At 70.8% G+C, this 24,443-nt stretch carries 24 protein-coding genes and 1 pseudogene; 16 read left to right on the forward strand and 9 right to left on the reverse strand.

The window, feature by feature from the left end:
* Positions 1-86 precede the first annotated feature (86 nt).
* The 10 genes from proB to ACXJKQ_RS07160 all read left to right on the forward strand — a co-directional run bounded on the left by proB (position 87) and on the right by ACXJKQ_RS07160 (position 9,737).
* Positions 87-1,202 (forward strand): glutamate 5-kinase, encoded by a 1,116-nt coding sequence (gene proB, locus ACXJKQ_RS07115; RefSeq protein ID WP_457105060.1) that lies wholly within the window; start codon positions 87-89, stop codon positions 1,200-1,202.
* Between the two features lie 159 nt (positions 1,203-1,361).
* Positions 1,362-2,660: a glutamate-5-semialdehyde dehydrogenase gene (locus tag ACXJKQ_RS07120; protein WP_457105061.1), complete on the forward strand. Its 1,299-nt coding sequence runs from the start codon at positions 1,362-1,364 to the stop codon at positions 2,658-2,660.
* A gap of 19 nt (positions 2,661-2,679) precedes the next feature.
* Positions 2,680-3,354: a nicotinate-nucleotide adenylyltransferase gene (locus ACXJKQ_RS07125; RefSeq protein ID WP_457105062.1), complete on the forward strand. Its 675-nt coding sequence runs from the start codon at positions 2,680-2,682 to the stop codon at positions 3,352-3,354.
* 59 nt (positions 3,355-3,413) lie between these two features.
* Positions 3,414-3,800 (forward strand): ribosome silencing factor, encoded by a 387-nt coding sequence (gene rsfS, locus ACXJKQ_RS07130; protein ID WP_457105091.1) that lies wholly within the window; start codon positions 3,414-3,416, stop codon positions 3,798-3,800.
* A 13-nt stretch (positions 3,801-3,813) separates the two neighbouring features.
* The gene (rlmH, locus tag ACXJKQ_RS07135) at positions 3,814-4,308 is read left to right on the forward strand and encodes a 23S rRNA (pseudouridine(1915)-N(3))-methyltransferase RlmH (protein WP_457105063.1); all 495 of its coding nucleotides are present in this window, start codon (positions 3,814-3,816) and stop codon (positions 4,306-4,308) included.
* A gap of 6 nt (positions 4,309-4,314) precedes the next feature.
* Entirely contained in the window at positions 4,315-5,682 is a 1,368-nt protein-coding gene (locus ACXJKQ_RS07140; protein WP_457105064.1) for a murein hydrolase activator EnvC family protein, read from the forward strand.
* Positions 5,682-7,022, forward strand: a complete 1,341-nt coding sequence (locus tag ACXJKQ_RS07145; RefSeq protein ID WP_457105065.1) for a S41 family peptidase — start codon at positions 5,682-5,684, stop codon at positions 7,020-7,022. Before ACXJKQ_RS07140 ends, ACXJKQ_RS07145 begins: the two co-directional genes overlap by 1 nt.
* A gap of 173 nt (positions 7,023-7,195) precedes the next feature.
* Positions 7,196-8,434 (forward strand): divergent polysaccharide deacetylase family protein, encoded by a 1,239-nt coding sequence (locus ACXJKQ_RS07150; protein WP_457105066.1) that lies wholly within the window; start codon positions 7,196-7,198, stop codon positions 8,432-8,434.
* A gap of 94 nt (positions 8,435-8,528) precedes the next feature.
* Positions 8,529-9,083, forward strand: a complete 555-nt coding sequence (locus tag ACXJKQ_RS07155) for an RNA pyrophosphohydrolase (protein WP_457105067.1) — start codon at positions 8,529-8,531, stop codon at positions 9,081-9,083.
* Positions 9,084-9,107: 24 nt separating this feature from the next.
* Positions 9,108-9,737 carry a DUF2939 domain-containing protein gene (locus tag ACXJKQ_RS07160; protein WP_457105068.1) on the forward strand — a complete coding sequence of 210 codons (630 nt, stop codon included), beginning with the start codon at positions 9,108-9,110 and terminating at the stop codon, positions 9,735-9,737.
* An 84-nt stretch (positions 9,738-9,821) separates the two neighbouring features.
* Here the strand turns inward: ACXJKQ_RS07160 and ACXJKQ_RS07165 are convergent, their stop codons facing one another.
* Together ACXJKQ_RS07165 and ACXJKQ_RS07170 are read right to left on the reverse strand one after the other, a co-directional pair.
* Positions 9,822-10,187: a photosystem reaction center subunit H gene (locus tag ACXJKQ_RS07165; RefSeq protein ID WP_457105069.1), complete on the reverse strand. Its 366-nt coding sequence runs from the start codon at positions 10,185-10,187 to the stop codon at positions 9,822-9,824.
* 25 nt (positions 10,188-10,212) lie between these two features.
* Positions 10,213-10,644, reverse strand: coding sequence for a response regulator (locus tag ACXJKQ_RS07170; protein ID WP_457105070.1), 432 nt, complete (start codon positions 10,642-10,644; stop codon positions 10,213-10,215).
* Between the two features lie 207 nt (positions 10,645-10,851).
* Here ACXJKQ_RS07170 and ACXJKQ_RS07175 point away from each other — a divergent pair, with 207 nt between their 5' ends.
* The 4 genes from ACXJKQ_RS07175 (at position 10,852) to ACXJKQ_RS07190 (ending at position 14,485) form a co-directional block, all read left to right on the forward strand.
* A complete protein-coding gene (locus tag ACXJKQ_RS07175) occupies positions 10,852-11,526 on the forward strand; it encodes a YoaK family protein (protein ID WP_457105071.1) in 675 nt (224 codons plus the stop codon).
* Positions 11,523-12,536, forward strand: a complete 1,014-nt coding sequence (locus ACXJKQ_RS07180) for a WD40 repeat domain-containing protein (RefSeq protein WP_457105072.1) — start codon at positions 11,523-11,525, stop codon at positions 12,534-12,536. Before ACXJKQ_RS07175 ends, ACXJKQ_RS07180 begins: the two co-directional genes overlap by 4 nt.
* Positions 12,537-12,614: 78 nt before the next feature.
* Positions 12,615-13,139 (forward strand): DUF2937 family protein, encoded by a 525-nt coding sequence (locus ACXJKQ_RS07185; RefSeq protein WP_457105073.1) that lies wholly within the window; start codon positions 12,615-12,617, stop codon positions 13,137-13,139.
* Between the two features lie 107 nt (positions 13,140-13,246).
* Positions 13,247-14,485: a peptide ABC transporter permease gene (locus ACXJKQ_RS07190; RefSeq protein WP_457105074.1), complete on the forward strand. Its 1,239-nt coding sequence runs from the start codon at positions 13,247-13,249 to the stop codon at positions 14,483-14,485.
* A 4-nt stretch (positions 14,486-14,489) separates the two neighbouring features.
* On the opposite strand, the pseudogene ACXJKQ_RS07195 reads toward ACXJKQ_RS07190, so the two are convergent.
* Positions 14,490-15,502, reverse strand: a pseudogene (locus tag ACXJKQ_RS07195) (alpha/beta hydrolase).
* Between the two features lie 116 nt (positions 15,503-15,618).
* Positions 15,619-16,920: an RsmB/NOP family class I SAM-dependent RNA methyltransferase gene (locus ACXJKQ_RS07200; RefSeq protein WP_457105092.1), complete on the reverse strand. Its 1,302-nt coding sequence runs from the start codon at positions 16,918-16,920 to the stop codon at positions 15,619-15,621.
* A 213-nt stretch (positions 16,921-17,133) separates the two neighbouring features.
* Between ACXJKQ_RS07200 and ACXJKQ_RS07205 the strand changes: the two genes are divergently transcribed.
* Positions 17,134-17,310 (forward strand): hypothetical protein, encoded by a 177-nt coding sequence (locus ACXJKQ_RS07205; RefSeq protein ID WP_457105075.1) that lies wholly within the window; start codon positions 17,134-17,136, stop codon positions 17,308-17,310.
* A gap of 22 nt (positions 17,311-17,332) precedes the next feature.
* On the opposite strand, the gene panE is transcribed toward ACXJKQ_RS07205, so the two are convergent.
* From panE to ACXJKQ_RS07220, 3 genes are all read right to left on the reverse strand, one after another.
* Entirely contained in the window at positions 17,333-18,277 is a 945-nt protein-coding gene (gene panE, locus ACXJKQ_RS07210) for a 2-dehydropantoate 2-reductase (RefSeq protein WP_457105076.1), read from the reverse strand.
* A gap of 8 nt (positions 18,278-18,285) precedes the next feature.
* Entirely contained in the window at positions 18,286-19,779 is a 1,494-nt protein-coding gene (gene guaB, locus ACXJKQ_RS07215; RefSeq protein ID WP_457105077.1) for an IMP dehydrogenase, read from the reverse strand.
* Positions 19,780-19,971: 192 nt separating this feature from the next.
* Entirely contained in the window at positions 19,972-20,862 is an 891-nt protein-coding gene (locus tag ACXJKQ_RS07220) for a DUF3313 domain-containing protein (protein ID WP_457105078.1), read from the reverse strand.
* Positions 20,863-21,069: 207 nt separating this feature from the next.
* Here ACXJKQ_RS07220 and ACXJKQ_RS07225 point away from each other — a divergent pair, with 207 nt between their 5' ends.
* Positions 21,070-22,515: an MFS transporter gene (locus ACXJKQ_RS07225; RefSeq protein ID WP_457105079.1), complete on the forward strand. Its 1,446-nt coding sequence runs from the start codon at positions 21,070-21,072 to the stop codon at positions 22,513-22,515.
* On the opposite strand, the gene ACXJKQ_RS07230 is transcribed toward ACXJKQ_RS07225, so the two are convergent.
* Positions 22,516-23,040 (reverse strand): DoxX family membrane protein, encoded by a 525-nt coding sequence (locus ACXJKQ_RS07230; protein WP_457105080.1) that lies wholly within the window; start codon positions 23,038-23,040, stop codon positions 22,516-22,518.
* 74 nt (positions 23,041-23,114) lie between these two features.
* Positions 23,115-24,281, reverse strand: coding sequence for a multidrug effflux MFS transporter (locus ACXJKQ_RS07235; protein WP_457105093.1), 1,167 nt, complete (start codon positions 24,279-24,281; stop codon positions 23,115-23,117).
* Between the last annotated feature and the right edge of the window lie 162 nt (positions 24,282-24,443).

Raw genomic sequence — 24,443 nt, forward strand, 5'->3', positions numbered from 1 at the left:
GCGGCCTGCACCCGTGTGTCCGGGCGGCTGTTCAAGGGTCTGCTCTTCGTTCAAACCGCTCCTGTCGGCGCGCCTCTGCTAGAAACATGATCCCTGCCCTCGAAGAATTCCGCCGCGTGGTCATCAAGGTCGGCTCGGCCCTCTTGGTGGACCGAGCCGCCGGCCGCTTGCGGCACGCCTGGCTCGCGGCCCTGGCCGAAGACATCGCCGAGCTGCACGCGCGCGGCGTCGATGTTCTCGTCGTGTCATCGGGAAGCATCGCCCTGGGCCGGACGGTGCTCGGGCTGCCGCCCGGCGCCCTGCGCCTGGAGGAGAGCCAGGGCGCGGCCTCGGTGGGTCAGATCACCCTGGCGCGACACTGGGCCGAAGCGCTAGGCCATCACGGGATCGTCGCCGGGCAGATCCTGGTGACGCCCCAGGACACCGAAGAGCGCCGCCGCTACCTCAACGCCCGGGCGACCGTCCTGAAGCTCCTCGAGATGCGCGCAGTGCCGGTGGTCAACGAGAACGACACGGTGGCGACCTCCGAGATCCGCTACGGCGACAACGACCGGCTCGCCGCGCGGGTCGCCACCATGATCGACGCCGACGTACTGGTCCTTTTCTCGGACATCGACGGACTTTACACAGCGCCGCCTCAGAGCGATCCGGAGGCCCGCCACCTCGCCGTAGTCGAGCGCATCACGCCCGAGATCGAGGCCATGGCCGGCGGCCCGGCCTCCGAGCTGTCGCGGGGTGGCATGCGCACCAAGGTCGAGGCGGCCAAGATCGCGGCCTCCGGAGGCACGCACCTCGTGATCGCCGACGGACGCGGAAAGAACCCGCTGAAGGCCGTGCGGGAGGGCGCGCGCTGCACGTGGTTCCTGTCCGGCTCCACCCCCACAGCGGCCCGGAAGACCTGGATCGCGGGCTCGCTGGAGCCGCGGGGCACCCTCACGATCGACACGGGCGCCCTGCAGGCCCTGCGCAGCGGAGCCAGCCTGCTCCCGGTCGGTGTCCGGGCGATCGAGGGCAACTTCTCGCGCGGCGACGCCGTGATGATCCGGGATCCTGAGGGGCGGATCCTCGGGCGCGGTCTGGTCGCGTATGACAGCGCCGAAGCCGCACTGATCATCGGTCATCCGAGCGCGCGCATCCCGGAACTGTTGAACTATCCCGGCCGCGCCTGGATGGTGCACCGGGATGATTTGGCATTGTTCTAGAAATCATCCTCCTGTTTATGCGGATCTACAATCTTCATAGATCCGAGCATTGTCCCCACCGGTGCTTCGGCACCCTTGTCGGGACGGCGCCCGATATGCAAAGACGGCGCTGAACCCATGGCGGCTCTGTCGAGGCCGCCGCGAAGCGAGGACGCCAGCGTGCCCGTCCTGAACCTGAGATCGGACTTCGCCGAGGCCGACGCACTGCCGGAGCAGATGGCCGCCATCGGCCGCCGCGCCCGCGCTGCGGCCCGCCGGATGGCGCTCGCCTCGGCGCGAACAAAGGACGTGGCCCTCAAGCTGATCGCCGAACGAATCCGGGCGAGCCGTGAGGAGATCCTGAGCGAGAACGCCCGGGACGTCGCCGCCGCTCGCGCCGCCGGCCAGAGCGCCGCGCTGATCGACCGCCTCACCCTCGATGCCGGGCGCCTCGCCGGGATCGCGGATGCGGTGGAGAAGGTCGGCTCGCTGGCCGATCCGGTCGGGCGCCAGCTCGCCGCGATCGAGCGCCCCAACGGATTGCTGATCGAGCGCATCGCCGTGCCGCTCGGCGTCGTGGGCGTGATCTTCGAGGCGCGCCCAAACGTGACCGCCGATGCCGGCGCGCTGTGCCTCAAGGCCGGCAATGCCGCGATCCTGCGGGCCGGCTCCGACAGCCATCGCAGCGCCATGGCGATCGCGCGGGCCATGAGCCGCGGCCTCGCAGATGCCGGCCTTCCGGAGGACGCGATCCAGCTGGTTCCGACCCGTGACCGCGCTGCCGTCGGGCTGATGCTCGCCGGCCTCGATGGATGCGTCGACGTGATCGTGCCCCGGGGCGGCCGTGGCCTCGTGGAGCGCGTCCAGGCGGAAGCGCGCGTGCCGGTCTTCGCCCATCTGGACGGCATCAACCACGTCTACGTCGCCGCGGCGGCCGACCTCGACATGGCGCGCACCGTTCTGCTGAACAGCAAGATGCGGCGCACCAGCGTCTGCGGCGCCGCCGAGACCCTGCTGGTCGACCGCGCCTGCGCGGCGACGCATCTTGCGCCGCTGGTCCACGCGCTGCTCGACGCCGGCTGCGCCGTCCGCGGCGATGCCGAGACGCGCGCCGTCGACCCGCGGGTGACCGCCGCCTCCGAGGAGGATTGGCATACCGAGTATCTCGACGCGATCATTGCGGTGCGCGTGGTCGACGGGATCGCTGCGGCGATCGAGCATATCGAGACCTACGGCTCGCATCACACCGACGCGATCATCACCGAGGACGATGCCGAGGCGACCCGCTTCCTGGCCGAAGTCGATTCGGCGATCGTGACCCACAACGCCTCCACGCAGTTCGCCGATGGCGGCGAATTCGGTTTCGGCGCCGAGATCGGCATCGCCACCGGGCGGATGCACGCGCGCGGGCCGGTGGGCGTCGAGCAGCTGACCACGTTCAAGTACCGCGTCCACGGCAACGGTCAGATCCGCCCGTGAACCGCGCTGAAGGTCCGGCGTGCGGCTGATCCTGCCGCCGTCCGCCGCCGGCATGCGGATCGGCCTCTACGGCGGATCCTTCAACCCCGCCCATCTCGGACACCGGCACGTCACCCTCTCGGCGCTGCGTCGGCTCGGCCTCGATAGGGTCTGGTGGCTGGTCAGTCCCGGAAACCCGCTGAAGAGCCGGAACGCCCTTCCCTCCGTGGCGGAGCGCTGCGCCCAGGCGCGGCGCCTCGCCCGGCATCCGCGGATCGCCGTGACCGGCTTCGAGGCGGTCCTGGGCGTCCGCTTCACGGTCCAGACCCTGCGCTTCCTCACGCGCCGGCACCCGGGCGTTCACTTCGTCTGGATCATGGGAGCCGATTCGCTCGCCACCTTCCACCGCTGGAAGGGCTTCTCCGAGATCGCGCGGCTGATGCCGATCGCCGTCATCGACCGGCCCGGCTTCACCATGACGCCGCTGAGCGCGCGGGCCGCACGACGCCTCGTCGGCGCCCGGATTCCTGAGGTGGCGGCCCCGACCCTCGCGCTGCGGCCGCCGCCCGCCTGGGTATTCCTGCACGGTCCCCGCTCGCCGCTGTCGTCGACCCAGATTCGCGAGGGCATGCGCGGAAGCATGGGTCGACCCGCGGCGGCGCGGTTGCAATCGAGGCCCGATACCGCCAATTTCATGGTCTCCCGCGAGGCCTGACGTCGCTGCGCGGCAAACGAGGAACCAGGACTCTGCCCGAGACCAGCCGCACGGAGACGATCCGCACTCCAGTCCACACCCCGGCCGAACCCGGTCAGGCGCGTTCGGACGACCTGAAGGCGCTCGCCCTCGGATGCCTCGACGACATGAAGGCCGAGGAGACGATCGCGATCGATCTGGCCGGCAAGACGTCGCTCGCCGATACGATGATCATTACGTCGGGCCGCTCGCAGCGACACGTCGGCTCGATCGCCGACAAGATCGTCCAGGAGATGAAGACGCGCGGCTTCGGCAACGCGCGGGTCGAGGGCCTTCCGGCCTGCGACTGGGTGCTGATCGATGCCGGCGACGTGCTCGTTCACATCTTCCGCCCCGAGGTTCGCGGCTTCTACAATCTCGAGAAGATGTGGGGCGCCGATCGCCCGGTGGGGATCGCGGCGAGCTAGGTTCGAGCCGCCCGTGCGCCTGATCCTCGCGGCGGTCGGGCGACTGAAGGCCGGACCGGAGCGCGAACTCGCGTCACGTTATCGCGACCGCGCCGCACAACTCGGACGCGGCCTCGGCTTTCCGGCCTGCGACAGCGTCGAAGTCCCGGAATCCCGCGCGCGCCGGGCCGTCGACCGGTGCGCCGAGGAGGCGGCCGCGATCACGGCTCACCTGGCGCCCGGCGGCGTCCTGATCGCCTACGACGAGCGCGGTCGCGCCGACCTGGGGAGCGAGGCGCTCGCAGACCGGATCGCGACGTGGCGCGATGCCGCCCGTCCGGCGCTGGTGGTGATGATCGGTGGCCCGGACGGTCTGGACGCCTCAATTCGGACGAAGGCGGAGCTGATCCTGTCGTTCGGGGCCGCCACCCTGCCCCACGGACTCGTGCGCGTGCTCGCCTTCGAACAGCTCTACCGCTCTCTGACGATCCTGGCCGGGCACCCGTATCATCGCGGCGAAGCGGGCTGAGCCGCCGTGGCGATCCTCGACATCGGTTCCGCCGCGGACCCGGCGCCCCGGCGGGCGCTCCCGGCCCTCGCCCTGCTGACCCTCGTCGCGTTCGGTTCGGTCGCGCGGGCCGAAACCCCGCCGCCGACGGATGCCGCAGCCATCCAGCGCGCCGACGAGGAACGGGTGCGGCGGGCCGAGAACCTGAAACGAGTGCAGGATGCGCTCGCCGCCAGCGCCGGCCAGCGGACCCAGTTCGAGGCCGAAATCGCCGCCATCGGGTCCGACCGGGCCAAGCTCGACGCCGCGCTTCTGGATGCCGGCCGGCAGGCGCAGGCCACGGAGGACCGGCTCAGCCGCCTGGAAGAGCGCCTGAAGGCGATGAGTGAGAGCGAAGCCGCGATCCGCCACTCGCTCCAAGGCCGGCGTGGAATCGTCGCGGAGATCCTGGCCGCTCTCCAGCGCATGGGCCGGCGGCCGCCGCCGGCCGTGCTGGTGAGCCCCGAGGACGTGCTCGCCGCGATCCGGACCTCGATGCTGCTCGGTGCGGTGGTGCCGGAACTGCGCGGCGAGGTGGACACGCTGGCGGCTGATCTCGCGGAAATGATCAGGCTGCGCGGTTTGATCGCGCAGGACAAGGAAGGCCTGTCCAACGACCTCGCGGGCTGGGCGCGGGAGCAGCAGCGGCTCCAGGCGCTGGTCGCGGCCCGCCGGGCGCGGCAGGCCGAGGTCGAGAGCGGGCTCACCGCCGAGCGCCGCCGCGCCGCCGAACTCGGCGCGCAGGCCAAGAGCCTGAAGGACCTGCTCGACCGGACGGAAGCCGAGGTCGTCGCCGCCAAGCGCAGCGCCGAGGAGGCCAAGGCGGCGGCCGAGCGGGAAGCACGGGTCACCCAGGAACGCTTCGCCGCGGCCGGGTTCCGCGATCCGGCCCGTCTGGCCCCGAAAGTGCATTTTGCCGAGGCGCGGGGCGAAGTGCCGCGCCCGGTGAGCGGACGCGTGGCGCGCGGCTTCAATCAGCCCGACGGCAATGGCGGGACGACCCGCGGGGTGTCGTTTACGACCCGTCCGAAGGCGTCCGTGTCCTCGCCGGCGGACGGGTGGGTGCAGTTCGCGGGGCCGTTCCGGTCCTACGGGCAACTCTTGATCATCAACGCTGGCGACGGCTACTATCTTTTGCTGGCGGGGATGGATCAGATCAGCGTCGAGGTCGGCCAGTTCGTGCTTGCGGGCGAACCGGTCGGCGGCATGGGCGACAAGGGCGCGGGCTCCGCGGGGTCCGAGGGCGATCCAACCCTGTACGTCGAGTTCAAGAAGGACGGCGGCTCCATCGATCCGGAGCCGTGGTGGGCGAAGAGCCCGAACAATACGGTACTTGGCGAGAAGGTTCGCGGCTGATGCGCAAGACTTCCCTGATCATGCTCGGCGCCTTCCTGGGTGCCGGCACTTCCATGGTGGCCACCCAGACCGACTTCCTGTCGGGTTCGCGGGCCGTCGCCGCGTCGGCCGAGACCTATCGCCAGCTCAGCCTGTTCGGCGACGTCTTCGAGAAGGTCCGCACCGACTACGTGGAGAAGCCGGACGAATCGAAGATGATCGAGGCGGCCGTCAACGGCATGCTGACCTCCCTCGATCCGCATTCGAGCTACATGGACGCCAAGGCGTTCCGCGACATGCAGACCACCACCCGCGGCGAGTTCGGCGGGCTCGGCATCGAGGTCACCATGGAGGACGGCCTGATCAAGGTCGTCACGCCGATTGACGACACGCCGGCCGCCAAGGCCGGCCTGCTCGCCAACGACGTCATCACGCAGATCGACGACGACCAAGTGCAGGGCCTGACCCTGAACCAGGCGGTCGACAAGATGCGCGGCCCAGTGAACTCGAGCGTGAAGCTCAAGATCTCCCGCAAGGAGTCGAAGGATCCGATCGACGTCACGCTCACCCGTGACGTGATCAAGATCAAGCCGGTGCGCTCGAAGGTGGAGGGTGGCGATGTCGCCTACATCCGCCTGACCCAGTTCAACGAGCAGACCTTCGACGGCATGCGGGCGGCGATCGACAAGCTGTCGAGCGACATCGGCGCCGACAAGATCAAGGGCTACGTCATCGACCTGCGCAACAACCCGGGCGGCCTGCTCGACCAAGCCGTGATGGTGTCGGACGCGTTCCTCGACCGCGGCGAGATCGTATCCACCCGCGGCCGCAATCCGGACGAGACGCAGCGCTTCTCGGCCAAGGCCGGCGACCTGACCAAGGGCAAGCCGGTCGTGGTTCTGGTGAACGGCGGCTCGGCCTCGGCCTCGGAGATCGTGGCCGGCGCCCTGCAGGATCACAAGCGCGCGACCATCATGGGGACGCGCTCCTTCGGCAAGGGCTCGGTGCAGTCGATCATCCCGCTCGGCGGCTCCGGTGCGCTTCGGCTCACCACGGCGCGCTACTACACCCCGTCGGGCCGCTCGATCCAGGCGAAGGGCATCGAGCCGGACGTTGAGGTAATGCAGGACGTTCCCGACGAGCTGAAGGGCAAGGACGAGACCAAGGGCGAGGCCGGGTTGAAGGGCCACCTGAAGCAGAAGGACACCGACGAGCGCGGCGGTTCCTCCGCCTACGTCCCGCCGGATCCGGCCAAGGACAAGCAGTTGATCTCGGCCGTCGACTTCCTGCACGGCATCCAGAAGGGCGCCGCCAACGGGTCGCCCGCCGCGCAGCAGCAGAAGCCCAGCCTTCCGAACTGATCGCGCGGACGCGCGGCAGATGCGACCCGATCCCGTCCGGCCTCCCACCGGGCGGGATTTTTCTTTCCCGGTCCGGGCGTTAGCGGAACGTTAACCATACCGGCCAGCAATGGTCCCGGGAGACGGCGCCGCGTCAGGAGGCGCGGCAGCCGTGATCCCGCATCGAGATCCGCTTGACCGAGTCCACCGACGATATCCTCACGCGCCCCCTCGGGGTGCCGGAGGCGGAGGCGCCGGAGCAGCCCAAGGGCCGGTTCGGGCGGCTGATCGCGACTGTCCGGCGGCCCCGGGTGGCGGCCGCCGCGATCGCCGCCGGCTTTGCGGCGGCCACCGGTTTGGTCCTTGTCCTCGGCGATCCCCAGGGCGGCGAGCCCCGGGTTCAAGTCGCGATCGCGGTGCGCGAGCCCGCGATGCGGCCGACCGTTCAGGCGCCGCCCGCCCCGCAGGCGCAGATCGTCACCACAACACCGGGCACGGCAGCGCTTCAACGCAGCGCCGAGGAGATCGAAACCGCATCCGGCGTGACGGTGGTACGGCCGCCCGGCAGCGGACCGAGCGAGGCGGTCGTGATCCGCGTGCCGCGGCCCACCGCACCCCGTCTCGCGCCCGCTCCGGACCCGCGTATCAGCGAAACGGGTCGTCACGGTCTCATGCCGAAGCTCGGCGAAGGCCGCGTGCGCGCCCTCGACGTCTACGCCCGACCCGAGGAGACCGGCTCCGGCCCACGCATTGCCATCGTCGTAACCGGCCTGGGTGTTGGCCAGTCTGCCACCGCCGGCGCCACCGCACGCCTGCCCGCCGCCGTGAGCCTCGCCTTCCTCCCCTACGGCGGAGAGGCCGAGCGCGCGGCTGCGCGCGCCCGGGATGCCGGCCACGAGATTTTCCTGCAGCTGCCGATGGAGCCGTTCGACTATCCGGATAGCGATCCGGGGCCGCAAACCCTGCTGACGGCCCTCAAGGGTCCGGAGAATTCCGATCGCCTCGCCTGGGCGATGACCCGCTTTCCGGGCTATGTCGGCGTCGCGAATTTCATGGGCTCCAAGCTGATGGCCGATGCCGCCTTCGAGCCGATCCTGCGCGAGATCGGCGCACGGGGCCTGGGTTTCCTCGACGACGGCACGGCGCCGAAAGCCGCGACGGCTCCGGCCAACAAGAGCCGGACGCCCATCGCCCGCGCCGAGATCGTCCTCGACGCGACGCCGCGCGCGGATGCCATCGACGCGGCCCTCGCGCAGGCGGAGTCGAAAGCACGCGCCAGCGGCTTCGTCCTCGTCTCGGCGAGCGGCACGATGCTCAGCGTCGACCGGATCGCGCGTTGGGCGAAGGAGATCGACGGGCGCGGTCTTCGCCTCGTGCCGGCGAGCGTGGCGCTCCGCGGCGCCCGCGACAAGCGGGTTTCAACGGCGGATTGAGAGCAGGCGTGCCTGGAGTTCGTCCGAGTCGATCCGAGGGCGGCCTGACCGCCGAAGACTTGCGCGCCGTTGCCGCATCGACCAGGGCTGACCTATGGTCGTTCCGATGACGATGGATTCGGATCCGGACGGCACCCTGCCCTATCGGCCCTGCGTGGGCATCACCCTGATCGCGCCGTCCGGCGGCGTGTTCGTCGGGCGTCGCAGCAAGGATGCCGGCCCCGAGCACGTTGCCGGGCCGCACATGTGGCAGATGCCACAGGGTGGCATCGATCCCGGCGAGGAGGCCGAGGCGGCTGCGCGCCGCGAACTCTACGAAGAGACCAACGTGCCCCCCGAGGCGGTGAAGCTCCTCGCCGAACTTCCGGACTGGCTCGCCTACGACCTGCCGCCCGCGGTGATGAAGCAGGCCTGGAAGGGCCGGTATCGCGGGCAGACGCAGAAATGGTTCGCCTACGGCTTTCTGGGCAGCGAAGACCTGATCGACGTGCTCAGCCCCGGCGGCGGCGCCCACAAGGCGGAATTCGACGCGTGGCGCTGGGCGCGGTTCTCGGAACTCCCCGATCTCATCGTCCCGTTCAAGCGGCCGGTCTACGAGGGCGTGGTTGCGGCGTTCTCCGACCTCGATCGGTGGGCGACCCGGCCATGAGCGCGCGGACGGGGCTCTGAGGCCGTGCGCTGGCTCGCGGTCCCCCTCGCCCTCGCCCTCGCGTGGCTCGTCTTCACGATGAGCCCGCTCTGGTCGCTCTACGACCTCGCGCAGGCGGTGCGCCGTCACGACGCCGCCTATGTCGAGAGCCACGTCAACTTTCGGACGCTGCGTCTCTCTCTGGTCCGTCAGATCACGGCAGCGATGCGCATCGCATCCGAGACCGATCCGGATCTGGAACCCCGCGACCGCCAGCGCCTCAACGACGCCGCCTACGGCCTCGCCCTGGCCCTGGCCGAGACGATGGTGACGCCCGACACGGTGATGGATCTCCTCGCCAACGGTTGGCCCGACAAGCTCGACGTGGAGCGGCCCGCTGGCGCGCGCCCGGAAGGACTGGCGATCCGCAGCCTCGCACGGCTCATGCCCTATTACGGCGCACTGGAGATGCGCGGGTTCCGCGCCGTGGTGATCCCGATCCCGCCCGAGGGCTCACGGGCCGAGCGCACGCGCATCCGGCTGCGTCTGCGCGGCCTGAGCTGGCGCCTCGTGGATATCGAGATGGCCGATGTGCTGCGCGACCAGATCGCCGCCAAGCTCAGCCGGGCACTGGCGCGCGCCAAGATCGGGGCGAGTGCCGGCGAGGAGCGCTGACGGGCACGGCGCCGGCGCGCAGGCGCGCGACCGACCGCTTCGGCGCCGGGCCGGCAGCCGCGTGCGCGGGTCGTGCGTCGCGGGTCACTTGGCCTTCGGGCTGCCGGCGGCGTCCTTGGGCTCGCGCGCCTCGATCAGGTCCTCGGCCTTCTCCTCGTCGGTGTCCCCGCCCTGCTCGATGGTCTTGCTCGGGTTGGCCAGAAGCGACCGCACGATCCCGAGAAGGACTTCGCACTCGCCGGGGAACTTGTACGTCTCGAGAACGATCGCGGCATCCCGGAGAGTCCGCAGGTCGCGCACCATCTGGGCGTTGGCATCCTCGCGCAGCGCGCTCTTCTTGGCGATCGCCTCCTCGATCTGCGCGCCCTTCACGTCACAGGCGGCCCGGGCGGGCGATGCTGCGGCCGCGACGGCAAGAGCCAGGGCGATTGCTGGAAGGGTGCGCCACATGGCGAATTGTCCTCGGAGTTCCGGTTCAGACGGCGTGCAGGAGGGTGGCGCGCAGGACATCCTGCGCGAGGGACACGAGCTGGCTCGGGCGATAGGGCTTCGGCACGAACACCGAGCCCGGAACGGCCTCGCACGCCGGAAGACAGGCCCGACCGCCGGAGGTGTAAACCACCGGGAGTTCGGGACAGAGCCGGCGCGCCCGACGCGCCAGGGACAGGCCGTCCGTGTTGCGGGCCAGATCGATATCGGTGAAGAGCAGATCGACGCTCTCCCGGACCAGGATCGTCTCGGCCTCCCAGGCATCGGCCGCGGTGAGCACCCGATAGCCTTCGCCGAGCAGCGCCTCGGCAGCCAGCTCGCACACGGTAGGCTCATCCTCGACCACGAGGATCGTGGCCAAGGCCTGGTCCGGGACGGGGATGGACGGGCAGACGAAAGCGGCGGCGAACGGAACCATGACGCAACTCCCACTCACCCGGCGGGGGCCCGACGGCCCCGGACCGGATCGTAGGGGCAACGGCCCCTCCCGACGCGGCGTTCACCGTGATTGCATCGAATTGCTCGGGTTTGGTGAGCGGTGCGTTAACCGCGGCCCGGCTGCCCTGAACGAAGTCGCCCGAATGGTTAACAGAGGGTTACCGCGATCCGGCGCGGGGGCCGAAGCATGAACCGCCGCTGGCAGCTCGGCGTCGGGCTCCTCCTCACCGGCCTCGCCGGATATGTCGATGCCCTCGGCTTCGTCCGCCTCGGTGGCCTCTACACGTCGTTCATGAGCGGCAACACCACGCAGCTGGCCGTCTTCGGCGCCGAGGCCGATCCGCACCGCATGATCCTTCCGGCGATCCTGCTCTTCGCCTTCCTCACCGGGTCGGTTCTCGGCAGCGGCCTGGCGATCCTCGTGCCGAGTCCATGGACGACGCCCGCGGTGCTCGGCTACGAATCCTTGCTGATCCTGGGCGGGATGGGCCTCGGCCTCGAATCGCCCGAACTCGGCCTTGCGGCCTTCTTCGTCGCGGTGGCGATGGGTTCCCAGAACGCTGTTCTGGCCCAGGTGAGGGGGTTCAGGGCCGGCACCACGTTCGTGACCGGTGCCCTGTTCAGCCTCGGGCAGAAGATCGCGCAGGCGCTGACCCGCACCGGGGCCCCCCTGGGCTGGATCGGCGACGGCCTGGTTTGGGTGTCGCTGCTGGTCGGTGCCTTTCTGGGCGCGCATGCCTATCAGCGCGTCGCCCTGTACGCGCTGATCGTACCCGCCGCGATCTCCGGCGGCCTGGCGCTATTTACAGCCTTTCTGGTCTTGCGCGCGGGTCAGCCCGCCGCGAAGGTTCCCCCGACATGAACAGCCCCGTCAGCAATCCGTCCCTCACCAGCCACGTCGCCGCCCTGGAGCCCGGCGCCCACGTCGTGGCAGCGCACTTCCTGAAGGACGTCCCGGTGCTGGCCCTCAGCGACGGGACCGTCGTCCTCGCCCATGAGCCGGCCCTGACCCGGATCACGGCCCATCCGGACGGCGGCATCCTCGTCGCGGCCGGCGGCGGCGATCACCTGCTCGCCGGCGGTGACGATGGCCGTGTCGTCGCCATCCGCGCCGACGGAAGCGTGGCGCAGCTGGGCCTCGCGAAGGGCGGCGCCTGGATCGATGCCCTCGCGATCCACCCGGATGGGGCCGTGGCGTGGTCGGCGGGCCGCACCGTCGTGGCGCGGGATGCCAAGGGCCGCGAGAAGGCGTTCGAGGCGCCCTCGACCGCCCGGGGCCTCGTCTTCGCACCCAAGGGTTACCGGCTCGGCGTCGCTCACTACAACGGCGTCAGCCTTTGGTACCCGAACCTGGAAACGCCCGCCGAGGTCGTCAGCTGGAAGGGTTCGCATATCGACGTGACGTGGTCACCGGACGGGCGTTTCGTGGTCTCGACCATGCAGGAGAATTCCCTGCACGGCTGGCGCCTGCAGCCCGATCGCGGCCACATGCGGATGTCGGGGTATCCCGGCAAGGTCCGCTCGATGTCGTGGTCCTCAGACGGGCACTGGCTCGCCACCAGCGGCGCCGAGGCGGCCATCGTGTGGCCGTTCGACACGAAGGAAGGGCCGACCGGGAAGGCGCCGCGGGAATGCGGCGTCCGCCCGGCCCGGGTCTCACGCGTGGCTTTCCACCCGAAGGCGCCGGTGCTGGCCATGGGCTACGAGGACGGCTGCATCCTGCTCGTCCGCTTCAACGACGCGGCGGAATTGCTCGTTCGTCCGGCCGTTCAGGGCAGCGGCGTGACGGCGCTCGCCTGGGATGGTCGCGGCGGCCGGCTGCTGTTCGGCTGCACCGACGGCAAGGCCGGCCTGCTGACCCTGCCGGGCTGAGCCCCGTCGAGCCTGGCTGGAACCCCGTCCGGCCGCGTGCTCTTTGTCGGTGGTCGATTCCCATACCGGAGGCCTGACATGTTCCGCGTGTTCCGCACCTTCGGTCTCGCGCTCGGCCTGCTCGGCGGCGTGGTCGCCGCCCAGGCCCCCGAATTCGCCCAGCAATATGCCCAGCGGCTCGGCGGCGCCGCGGACGAACTGCGCCGCCAAGTGGCGGTGCTGCAATCGGACGCCGAGGCGTCGGGGACCACCCGTGACGGCGCTGTCGATCGGCTGCGCACAAATCCAGACCAGCTGGTGGCCCGCCGCGGCGAGGCCGCCCGAGCCGATATCGCGCGCCTCGCCCGGCTGAATGCCCAGCAGGAGGCTCTGGCGACGGCGACGAGCCCCCTGGGGCGAGTCGTCGCCATGCTACACGATCCCGATCTGCCCGTCGCGGAGGCCGCCTATCGCGAATTCAGCCCGGCCGTTCCCACCAGCGCCGATGGACTCGCCGCGGGTCTGATCGGGTTCTTCGTGGCCTGGGGCGGGTGGCGGGTCGCATCGGATGTCGGCCGGCGGGCCGTGCGCCGGCGGCCCCGCGAGACCGCCACCGTGGCCTGAGACCAGTTCAACGCGGCCGGGAGTGTGGCGCAACGTCTACAGCGGCTTGCGCGAGCCTTGCGTATCGAGCAGGGATCGGGCCGTCCCGGTCCGGGAGAAAGCGCAAGATGCCGCGCGCGTCGAACTCAACCACCATCGATCCGGCGCTCGACGCCGCCGCGCTCCTGCGGCGCATCGGCTTCTTCGGCCTGTTCGTGGTGCTGCCGGTTCTGGCGCAGGTCGCCCGCCGCGCCTCCGTGATACTCGCCCCGATCGCCGTCATCCTGCTGATCATCGCCAGCGTCATCGATCGTCGCCAGCGTCCGGTTCGCCCGGCAACCCAGCGGCTGCTCACATCGCCGGCCTTCCTGGCCAGCATGCTGGTGGTGCTGTGGTCGGCCCTGTCGCTGACCTGGACGCCGTTCCTGGGCCCGGCCCTGGAGCGGTTGGCCAACCTGGGCGCCACGATTGGGCTGGCGCTTCTCGGCTATCTCGCCCTTCCCGATCGAATGCGCTCGGCGAATCTCTACCTGCTGCCCCTCGGTGTCGTGGCGGGGGCCATCGTGGCGATCATGCTCGGGCTGTTCGGTGCCCACATGGCGTCCTCCGGGACCGCGGATGACGGCGCGCTGGATCGCGGCCTGGTGCTCCTGATCCTGCTGCTCTGGCCGGCGCTCGCGTGGCTCCGGTCCCGGCGCCGCGACCGCGAAGCCCTCGGGCTCGCCCTTCTGGTCGCCCTCGCCCTCACGGTCCAGCCCGACGGAACCCAGATCGCCGCGCTGTCCGTCGGCGCCCTCGCCTTCGCGGTGACGAGCTACCGCACGCGCCTCGGCGTGATGCTCACCGCCACCCTGTCGGCCGGCCTACTCGCTGTCGCGCCGCTGCTGCCCTTTCTCGCGCGGCCTGTAGGCGCCGCCATCCTGGGACCCCTCGCGCCGGCAGTGCTGTCGCTGAAGAGCTGGCAGAAGGTGGTGACCGCCGACCCGGTGCGGCTCATCACCGGTCACGGTTTCGAGACGGCCCTGCGAGGCCGCCTCGTCGGGCTGCTACCGGTGAATGCGCCGACCACTGCGCTGTTCGAATTCTGGTACGAACTCGGCATCGTCGGAGCGCTCGCTGCCGCCTTCGCGCTCTACGCCTCGGTCCGCCGGGCCGGGCGGGACGGACCGGCGCTGGTTCCGGGTGCGATGGGCTGTTTCGCCGCCACCTTCACGGTGGCCTGCCTCAGCGTCGGGCTCACCGCGATATGGTGGCTCTCGACCGTCGCGATCGCCATCGTGGTCTTCGTGGCGGTGGAGCGCGGCCAGTTCCGCACCAGCCGGCCGAAGGTGGCCAAACTGCACCGCCTGCAGACCCGCGAAGGCTGAGCGGTCAGGACCGCAGGAAGCCGTGCAGGCGGATCCAGGCCAGGAACAGACCGGGCCAGGCCGCCGCGGGCGTTCCGGGCGCGCCGAGGCCGAAACCGTGACCGCCGCGCTCGAACAGATGCAGCTCGGCCGGGACATGCGCCTTGCGCAGGGCCGAGAACATCAGCAACGGATGATCCGCTACGGCGACGGGATCGTCGATCGCCTGGACCAGAAACGTGGGTGGCGTCTCCGGCCCGACCTGGAGATCGACCGAATAGGTCTTCATCTCGTCGGGCGTCACCTCGTCGCCCACCAGGATGCGGCGCGTGTGGGTCCGGTCGAACGGCTTGCACATGGTGATGACCGGGTAGATCAGCCCGGCGAGCCCCGGCCGGATGGGCTGGGCGTCGGCGGCATCGACGGCCGCGTAGAGATCGCGGGCGCTGCCGACCGCGGTCTCACCCATTAGATGGCCGCCGGCCGAGAAGCCGAGGACGCCGACGCGAAGGGGATCGATGCCGAATTCCGGACCGCGCGACCGAATCAGCCTCAGGGCACGCTGCGCGTCCTGCCGGGGAGCATCCGGCCCGGAGCCCCAGCCCTCGGCGGGCAGACGGTAGACCAGCAGGAAGACCGTGACGCCGGCCGCGTTCAGCACACGGCCGACGGGGACGCCCTCGTTGCCGAGGGCGATGAACTCATACCCGCCCCGGCGGCGACGATCATCGCTGCACCGTTGGGATTGGCCGGCCGCATGACCAGGAGACAGGGCCGCGCAACCCGGGTGACATCGCCGAACATGCCCTCGACGTACCGATAGCCGTCCGCGGCCGGCCCGGTGCCGCCGCCGGGCGGCTCGTCCGGCCAGAGGTCGATGACCTGCAGCTCCGCACCGGGCAGGGAGCGCGGCAGAGCGTGGACCGCCTCGTGCGGGGCCGGAGCCGGTGCCGTGGGCACATCGATCTCCGCCTGAGCCCTGCGAAGCCCGATAGCGGTGCCGAGACCGGCAAGCAGGAAGCGGCGGTCGAGGCGCAACGGCATCTCCCGGACTGGAGCTGATCTCGGAACCGCCTGCGGCCCGTCCCGGCTCCCACGGGAGCGCCGGTCCAACGCCGCGGGTGGCGATGCGGGTTCCGTCTCGGCGGTGAGCCTCAGCCGCGTCGCGCGATGACGGACACGTAGAACCCGTCGGTACCGGTGCGGAGCGGGCTCATCTGCACCCCATGGACGGTGGTGCGCACCGCCGTGCGGAGGGAATCCGGTCCCGCCGCGAGCACGTCCTGCGGGGCGACCACGTCGAACCGGCCCCGCCAGCGCGAGAGCAATCCGGCCACGGCCGCGTCGTTCTCCGCGGACAGGAGCGAGCAGGTGATGTAGACGATCCGGCCCCCGGGTTTCACCAGCTTGGCCGCCCGATCGAGGACCTGGACCTGCTCGGCCGTGCGGAGCGCGAGACTCCCGGGCCGCAGCCGCCATTTCGCGTCGGGATTGCGTCGCCAGGTTCCGGACCCCGTGCACGGCGCGTCGACCACCACCCGATCGACCTTGCCGTCGAGATCCTCCAGCACGTCGGCCCGTGCCTTGCCGCTGCGCGGAGTCCGCACCTCGGCCTCGGCGCCGGAGCGGCGCAGGCGTTCGTGGATCGGCGCGAGGCGACGCGGGTCGCCGTCGGTAGCGATCAGGCGGGCCTGATTTCCGGTCTCGGCTGCGAGGGCCAGGGTCTTGCCGCCGCCACCGGCGCAGAGGTCGACGATGGTCTCCCCGGCGCGCGGCGCCGCTAGGAGCGCGGCGAGCTGCGAGCCCTCGTCCTGGATCTCGTACCAGCCCTCCAGGAACTCGGACTCGACATGGAGCGCCGGCCCGCGTCCGTCGGCGCCGATCGGGATGCGCAGGCCGAAGGGGGCGTGGGGCGTCGGGGCGGCGTCGAAGGCGGCGAGCGCCGGCATCACCGCGTCGCGGCTGCCGCGCAGGGCGTTGACCCGGATATCGAGGGGCGCCCGTCGGGCGAGCGCCTTCAGTTCCGGAACGAGGTCGTCGCCGAGCGTCGCGGCGAGGTCAGCAAGCACGAAGGCGGGCGCGTCCCCGGCGACTTCGGGCGGGGCATCCTCCAGCGTGCCGCCTTCGAGGCGCGCGCGCTCGTCGTCGCTGAGCGGTTCCGGTGCGAAGCGCTCGCCCGAGAACAGCGCGGCCACCGAGCCGGCCGCGAGCCCCTGTTGGAGGCGCAACGCGCCGATCAGGATGGCGCGCGGCGTGTCCGAGCCCATGATCCAGGCCGCCGAGGCCCGCCGCCGCAGGGCGTCGTACACGAGGCTGGCGATGCCTGCCCGGTCACCGGACCCGGCGAAGCGATGGGCGAGACCCCAATCCTTCAGGGCGTCGGCGGCGGGCCGGCGATGCACGGCGATATCGGTCAAGACTTCGATGGCGGCGGAGCAGCGAGCGGCGGGGGTCAGCGGTCGGATCCTTTCGGAAAGCGTCAACGACGACGTGAAACGGCCACGCTTGGCCCACGATGCCGCCACGATACGGCCGAGCTTCCTGCACGTTCGCGGCGCAGACCGTCACGCGGATGGTCCGCAATGCGGGCCGTCGCGTGTCGTATGGCATCCGCCCGTTCCGGACCAGAGCGGTCCGTCGCCGGTCGCATCCCGGGAGTACCTCAGTTCATGACGTCAACCGTTCGCGTCGCCCTCGCGGCCCTCGTCGCGGCCTCGCTCGCCGCCTGCGCCAGTGCTCCCGCAGCCCAGCCTGACTTCTCCCCGCCGCCCCGCCGGCCGGTCGATGCCAAGACGCAGCTCGAATACGGCAACCCGCCCCCGCCGCCGCCGCCCGCCCGCTACTGAGACGTCGGCGCGGGGGGACGGTTCAGGCCGTCTCCCGCGCCCGCCGGGCCTCGTAGGCCTTCAGCCCGGCATAGACCGCGGTCAGGACCGGGAAGGTCGTCTCGGGCGCAAGCCGCTCGCCCCGGGCGATCAGGTCGCCGATCACGTGATCGGCCTCGATCCGGCCCTTGTTCTCGATGTCACGCAGCATCGAGGCCGTGAAGGTGGAGCCCGCGGCCGTCAATTGTGCCCGCGCCCGCTCGGCCACGACCGGCCGCGGCTCGAACCCGCTCGCGGCGGCCACGGCGGTGCATTCGGCATGAAGTGCCGCGACGAGCGCGGTCCCGCCGGGCGCCGCCACGATGTCGCCGACCGCAGCCCGCATCAGCGTGGTCGCCCCGGCGAGGGTCGCGAGGAACACCCACTTCTCCCACATCTCCTGCAGAATCACGTCGCTCAGCCGCGGCTGGAACTTGAGGCCGCGCATCAAGTCGTCGACCGCCTCGATCCGGGCGGAGCGTGAACCGTCGCGCTCGCCATAGGTGATGCTGCACAGCTCGCTCATGTGGCGGATGGCGCCGTCCGGCGCGAGCGTTGCGGCGATCGCGCAGGCTCCGCCGAGCACGCGCTCGGCCCCGAACCGGGCGTCGAGGGCGTCGAGATGCGACATCCCGTTCAGCACCGGCAGGATCGCAGTGCCCTCGTCCACCGCTGGCGCCAGATCGGCGATGGCGCTGTCGAGGTCGTAGGCCTTGCAGGACAGAATGATCAGGTCGAACCGCCCCGCCCCGGCCAGACGGTCGGCCGTCACGGTGGGCGGATCGGGCAGATGCAGGTCGCCGAGGGGGCTTCTGACGTTCAATCCCGCCGCGGCCAGCTTGGCCGCGCGGGCCGGCCGGACCAAGAACGTGACATCGGCGCCGGCCTCGGCGAGGCGCGCCCCGTAATAGCCACCGGTCGCGCCGGCCCCGACGATCAGCGTGCGCATGAGCTTCCTCAGGTTCGCGAGGGATAGTTCGGGCTCTCGCGGGTGATCGTCACGTCGTGCACGTGACTCTCGCGCAGGCCGGCATTGGTGATGCGGATGAACTGCGCCCGCTCTTGGAACTCGGGGATCGTGGCGCCGCCGACGTAGCCCATGGCGGCGCGCAGACCGCCGGCGAGCTGGTGCAGGACGTTGCCCACCGGACCCTTGTACGGCACCTGACCCTCGATGCCCTCCGGCACGAGCTTGTGGGTGTCGTTCACCTCAGCCTGGAAGTAGCGGTCAGCCGAGCCGCGGGCCATGGCGCCCACCGAGCCCATACCGCGGTACGACTTGTACGAGCGGCCCTGGTAGAGGAACACATCACCGGGGGCCTCGTCGGTGCCGGCGAGGAGCGAGCCGAGCATCGCCACCGAGGCGCCCGCCGCGATCGCCTTGGCGAGATCGCCGGAATACTTGATGCCGCCGTCGGCGATGACCGGGATGCCGGCCTCCCCGGCGGCCTCGACGGCCTCCATCAGCGCGGTCAGCTGCGGCACGCCGACGCCCGCCACGATGCGGGTCGTGCAGATCGAGCCCGGGCCGATGCCGACCTTGATGGCGTCGGCACCGGCATCGATCAACGCCCGCGCACCGTCCCGGGTCGCGACGTTGCCGGCGATGACCTGCACGGCGTTCGAGAGCTGCTTCACGCGGGCGACCGCGTCGAGCACCTTGATGGAGTGGCCGTGGGCCGTGTCGACCACGATCACGTCGCAGCCGGCATCGATCAGGCGCTCGGCCCGCTCGAAGCCGCTGTCACCCGTCGTCGTGGCGGCGGCGACGCGCAGGCGACCCTGCTCGTCCTTGACGGCGTTCGGGTAGGCGACGCGCTTCTCGATGTCCTTGACGGTGATCAGGCCGATGCAGCGGTAATGGTCGTCGACCACGAGCAGCTTCTCGATCCGGAACTGGTGGAGCAGCCGCTTGGCCTCGTCCTGGGTCACGCCCTCGCGGACCGTGATCAGGCGGTCGCGGGTCATCAGCTCGGCGACCGGCTGGGCGGAGTTGGTGGCGAAGCGCACGTCGCGGTTGGTCAGGATGCCGACGAGCTTGCCGCGGGAGCCGTTGGGGCCGCGCTCCACCACCGGGATCCCGGAGATCCGGTTGCGCTTCATCACCTCGAAGGCGTCGGCCAGCGTCTCGTCCGGGTGGATGGTGATCGGGTTCATCACCATGCCGGACTCGTACTTCTTGACGAGGCGGACCTGCTCGGCCTGCTCCGGCGGCTCGAGGTTGCGGTGGATGACGCCCATACCGCCGTTGGCCGCCATGGCGATGGCCATCGGGGCCTCGGTCACCGTGTCCATGGCCGAGGCCACGATCGGCAGGTTCAGGGGGATCGTGCGGGTCAGCCGGGAGGCGACGTTCACTTCGGTGGGCATCACCGAGGAGGCGGCGGGCCGCAGGAGCACATCGTCGAAGGTGAGGCCCTCGATGATCGATGCGGTTTCTACTCGGGCCATGTGCCAACTTTCCTCGGACGGCGGCGCGCGGGGGGAGCGCGCTGCGGGATCGGGTTGGCAAGTGCCAGTATCACGGGCTCTACGACGGCGCCAATGCACCCGTGATGCGTCGCAACGCGAAAACGCGCATGGCTCGCGGCTTGTCCACGGCCGCGGCTCCCTGCCTTGTCGCGTCGCGGCCCAGCCGCAGCCCTACCGCATCGCCGGCGCGCGGGGACCCTTGTCGGTGTATTCGGGCGGCAGGCCGATATAGTCGCCCAGCATGCCGTCGATGCCCGGCGCCCGGCCGAAGGCCTCGCAATCGGGGTCGAGCGGGGCCTCGCCGAGGGTGGTGATGCGGATGCGGTCCCAGGTCGGGAGCGTGTTGGGGGCGGTGAACGGGTCGTCGCCGGTCGCCACCATGTAGCCGAAATCCTGCCCGAACTCGCCCGCGAGATCGTAGGCGTCGCTGGCCTTGGAGAAGCGCGGCTGGCTGGTGAAGGAATTGGCCGCCCCGCCCCAGACCATGGCGGCCCGCTGCTCGCGCCGCCGGTCCAGCGCCTCGGCCTCCACCGTGAGGCTCCCGAGCCCGATCGGCACGCGCGGGATCGGAACGCGGCCGACGCCCTCGGCGACGCTCAGGCCCAGCTGCGAGGCGACCGTCACGCCGGCCGAACCCGCGATGGTGGCGCCGGCGCCGAGGAGGTCCGTGGGGTCGACGCGGGTGACCTGCGCCCGCACGGTCAGGTCGGCATCGCGGCTCGTCACGATGTCGTATTTCAGCGACAGATCGTAGCACAGCGCCCGGTCGGCGGCGTTGGCGATGAGGCGCCGCTCGGCCTGGGTCAGCGGCGCGGCTCCCGCCACATCGGCGTGGAAGGCGGTCGGAATGATGCGGACCGTCTGCGCTTTGGCGAGGGCCGGCCGGTCCACGTAGATCCGCGAGGCCGAAGCGACCTGGTCGCTGGACTTCAAGCGGTCATAGCGCGTCAGGGATCCGCGATCGTTTAGCAGGACGGTGCCGCAGGCGGCCACCATCGAGAGAAGGGCGACACCGGCGGCGATCCGCGGCAGGGAGCGGACCTTGCTGGGGCTGGGGTGCATCGGGTTCCTCGTGGGCCGGCCCCTGGCCGGCTTGGGCGACCTCACGGGCGCGTGAGGGAAACGTAGCCATGGGAGCACCCGTAAAAAAGGTGGCTTCGCGTCGGCGCTCAACCTCTGTTGCAGGATGGATACATGCGCGAAACACGAGGGTGCGAGGTGGCCACGCCGCCGTGCAACCGCCCCGGCGCGACACGCGTCTGCTGTCCGATGGCCGCAACTCAGCAAAGACCGTTCTGGATCGTCCCCCTGACGGTCGCCACCGCTCTGTTCATGGAGAACACCGACTCGACGGTGATCGCCACGGCGCTGCCGAGCATCGCGGCCAGCCTGAACGAGGACCCGATCGCGCTGAAGCTTGCGCTGACCTCCTATCTGGTCAGCCTCGCGATCTTCATCCCGGTCAGCGGCTGGATGGCCGACCGCTACGGCTCGCGCACGGTGTTCCGCGCCGCCCTGGTGGTGTTCATGGCCGGCTCGCTGGCCTGCGCGGCCGCCAACGGCCTCGCATGGTTCGTCGCCGCGCGGTTCCTCCAGGGCATGGGCGGCGCCATGATGGTGCCGGTCGGGCGTCTCGTGGTGCTGCGCAGCGTGCCGAAGTCGCAGCTCGTGACCGCGCTCGCCTACCTGACCTTCCCGGCCCTCGTCGGCCCGGTGATGGGTCCGCCTGTTGGCGGACTGATCACGACGTGGTTCGACTGGCGGTGGATCTTCTTCATCAACCTGCCGATCGGATGCGCGGGGATCGTGCTGGCCAGCCTGTACTTCGAGGACGTGCGCGAGCCGGAGCGGCCGCCCCTCGACCTCGTCGGATTCGTGCTGCTCGGCACCGGGTTGGCGGCGCTGATGCTCGGCCTCGCCTCCCTGGGCCGCCACCTGCTGCCGGCTGCTGTGTCCTGGGGCTGCCTCGCCGCGGGCGCTTTCCTCCTGCCGCTCTATTGGGCGCATGCCCGCCGGGCCGCCCACCCGATCGTGCGGCTCGACCTGATGGAGCGGCCGACCTTCAGGGTCGCCGTGATCGGCGGCAGCCTGTTCCGGATCGGTACCGGAGCGATCCCATTCCTGCTGCCGCTGATGCTGCAGGTCGGCTTCGGCCTGGATGCCCTGCATTCCGGGCTCATCACCTTCGCGGCGGCGGCCGGGGCGATGTTCGTGAAGACGCTGGCGCCCAAGATCCTGCGCCGCACCGGGTTCCGGACGTTGATGGTCTGGAATGCGTTGCTCGCCTCGGCCTTCCTGGCGGTGAATGGCTTCTACACCGGGGAGACCCCGCACTGGATCATGGTGGCCCTGCTGTTCGTCGGCGGCTGCTCGCGCTCGATCCAGTTCACCTGCGTCAACGCCATTGCGTATGCCGATCTCGAATCCCGCGAGATGAGCGCGGCCACGAGCTTCGCCAGCGTCTGCCAGCAGCTGTCGCTGAGCCTCGGCGTGACGCTCGGGGCTCTGGCCCTGGAGGGAACGGCCGGATGGCACGGACGGACGCAGATCGCGGCCGGCGATTTCGGACCGGCCTTCTTCGCGGTGGCGGTGATCTCGGCGGCTTCCGTCCTGGCCTTCCGCCGCCTGTCGCTGGATGCCGGGTCGGAGATCTCCGGCCGCGCGATGGTCAAGGCCTCGCCGCCGGCCGCCGAAATGAGGCCGCGGCACGGCTGATCAGGCGGCCGCGCGGGCGGGCGCCCGTCCGGCGGGCCGCTTGCTTCCGCCCCGCGCGGCGCCCTTGCCCGAGCCCTTCGCGGCGATCGGCTTGGCAGCGGGGGCCGCCCCCATCGTGCCGGCGCGCCAGCCCTGCCAGCTCAGGGCGCCCGGACCGGCCAAGGCATACATGAGAAATCCGCCGGCCAGGCCGAGATCGGCCAGCATCAGCGTACGCTCGGCGACCGCAGCCGGGCCGACATAGTGCCAGAACGGGTGCAGCACGAAGGCCGTCACGGCGGCGAAGGCGGCCAGAGCCAGCCCGGTCAGCCGCGGCAGCACGCCGAGGATCAGCGCCAGCGGGCCGAATACCTGAACCACCACCGCCGCGGTTGCGACGCTGTTGGGGAACGGCATGCCGTTGCCGGCCAGGGTGAGGGCGAAGCCCGAAACGTTGAGCGCCCGGGCGATCCCGGTGGGCAGGAGCGCGGCGGCGAGCAGAAGACGCGCAGCGAAGAGGGTTCCGTCCTGGGCGCGGGCGATCATGGGCGGGTCCGGTCGGCTGGGATGAAGACCCGAGCTTGAGGGGTCTCGCTGAAGACCGCGTTAAGCCGCCGCGCTCAGCCGCCGACGCCGCCCCGGAACAGCCGGCCACGCTCCGTCCAGGCCACGACGAGGAGCGCCATCGCGCCGAGGCTCGCATAGCCGATCGCCACGGGCAGCACGGTGCCGTCGAAGGCTTGGCCGATCAGGAAGCCGCAGAACGCGCCCAGGATCGTCGTGTAGAACCCGAGGAACGACGAGGCCGTGCCGGCGATGGCGCCGAGGGGCTCCAGCGCCAGCGCGTTGAAGTTCGGCATCGCGAAGCTGATCAGGAACTGGTTCATCGCCAGGATCGCCAGGAACAGGGCGAGGGGCGGATGGCCGTGATAGGCAAGCCCGGCCCCGACCTGCACCAACCCGACCAGCGTGAACGCGATGACGCCGCTGTGCGACAGCGCCCGCATCCCGAGCCGGCGGACCACCCGGGCGTTGATCAGCGTCGCCGCGCCCATCGCGCCCGCTACCAGCCCGAAGGCCAGGGAGAAGAGCGGGCCGAGGTGGTAGAGGCCGGTGTCGAATACCTGCTGGGCCGAGCCCACATAGCCCATGATGCAGCCGGTCATCAGGCCGAGCGCCGTGGCGTAGCCGACGGCGACGCGGGTCCGGAGGGTCAGGCGGATCGCCTCCCAGGTCGCGGCGGGCGAGAGCGGCCGGCGGTATTCCGGGTGCAGCGTCTCGGGCATCCGCAGGGAGAACCAGAGGGCCAGCCAGAAGGCCAGGACCAGCATCGAGACGAAGACGTAGACCCAGGAGCCCAGCGCCAGCATCAGGCCGCCGATCGCCGGCGCGATCATCGGAACGATCAGGAACACCATCATGGTGAGCGACATGACGCTCGCCATCTCGCGGCCGGCGAAGCGGTCGCGCACGATCGCCACCGAGAGCACGCGCCCGCCGGCGGCGCCCATGCCCTGGATGATCCGCGCGGCCAGCAGCCAGCCGAAGCTCGGCGCCACCATGGCAAGGCCGCAGCCGACAACGTAGATGGCGAGGCTGGCGAGCAGGACCGGGCGCCGTCCAAGGGCGTCGGAGACCGGTCCGTAGACGATCTGCGCGAAGCCGAAGCCGATCATGTAGACGTAGACGAGGAGCTGCAGCCGGTTCGGATCGGCCACGGCGAATCGCGCCTCGATCGCCGGGAAGGCCGGCAGCAGGTTGTCGATGGAGATCGCCGTCACCGCCATCATCAGGGCGATGATGGCGACGAACTCGACGAAGCCCGGACCCGACCAGGGCCGTGGGGCGGGAACGTTCTGGACCGGCGGCTCGGGCCGGATCGCGATGGTCAAGGCGGGCTCTCGGGATGCGCGGGGACGGGCAGATGAGGGCTCGTCCTTCGCGGCACA

This window comes from Methylobacterium sp. P5_C11 (assembly GCF_054049775.1).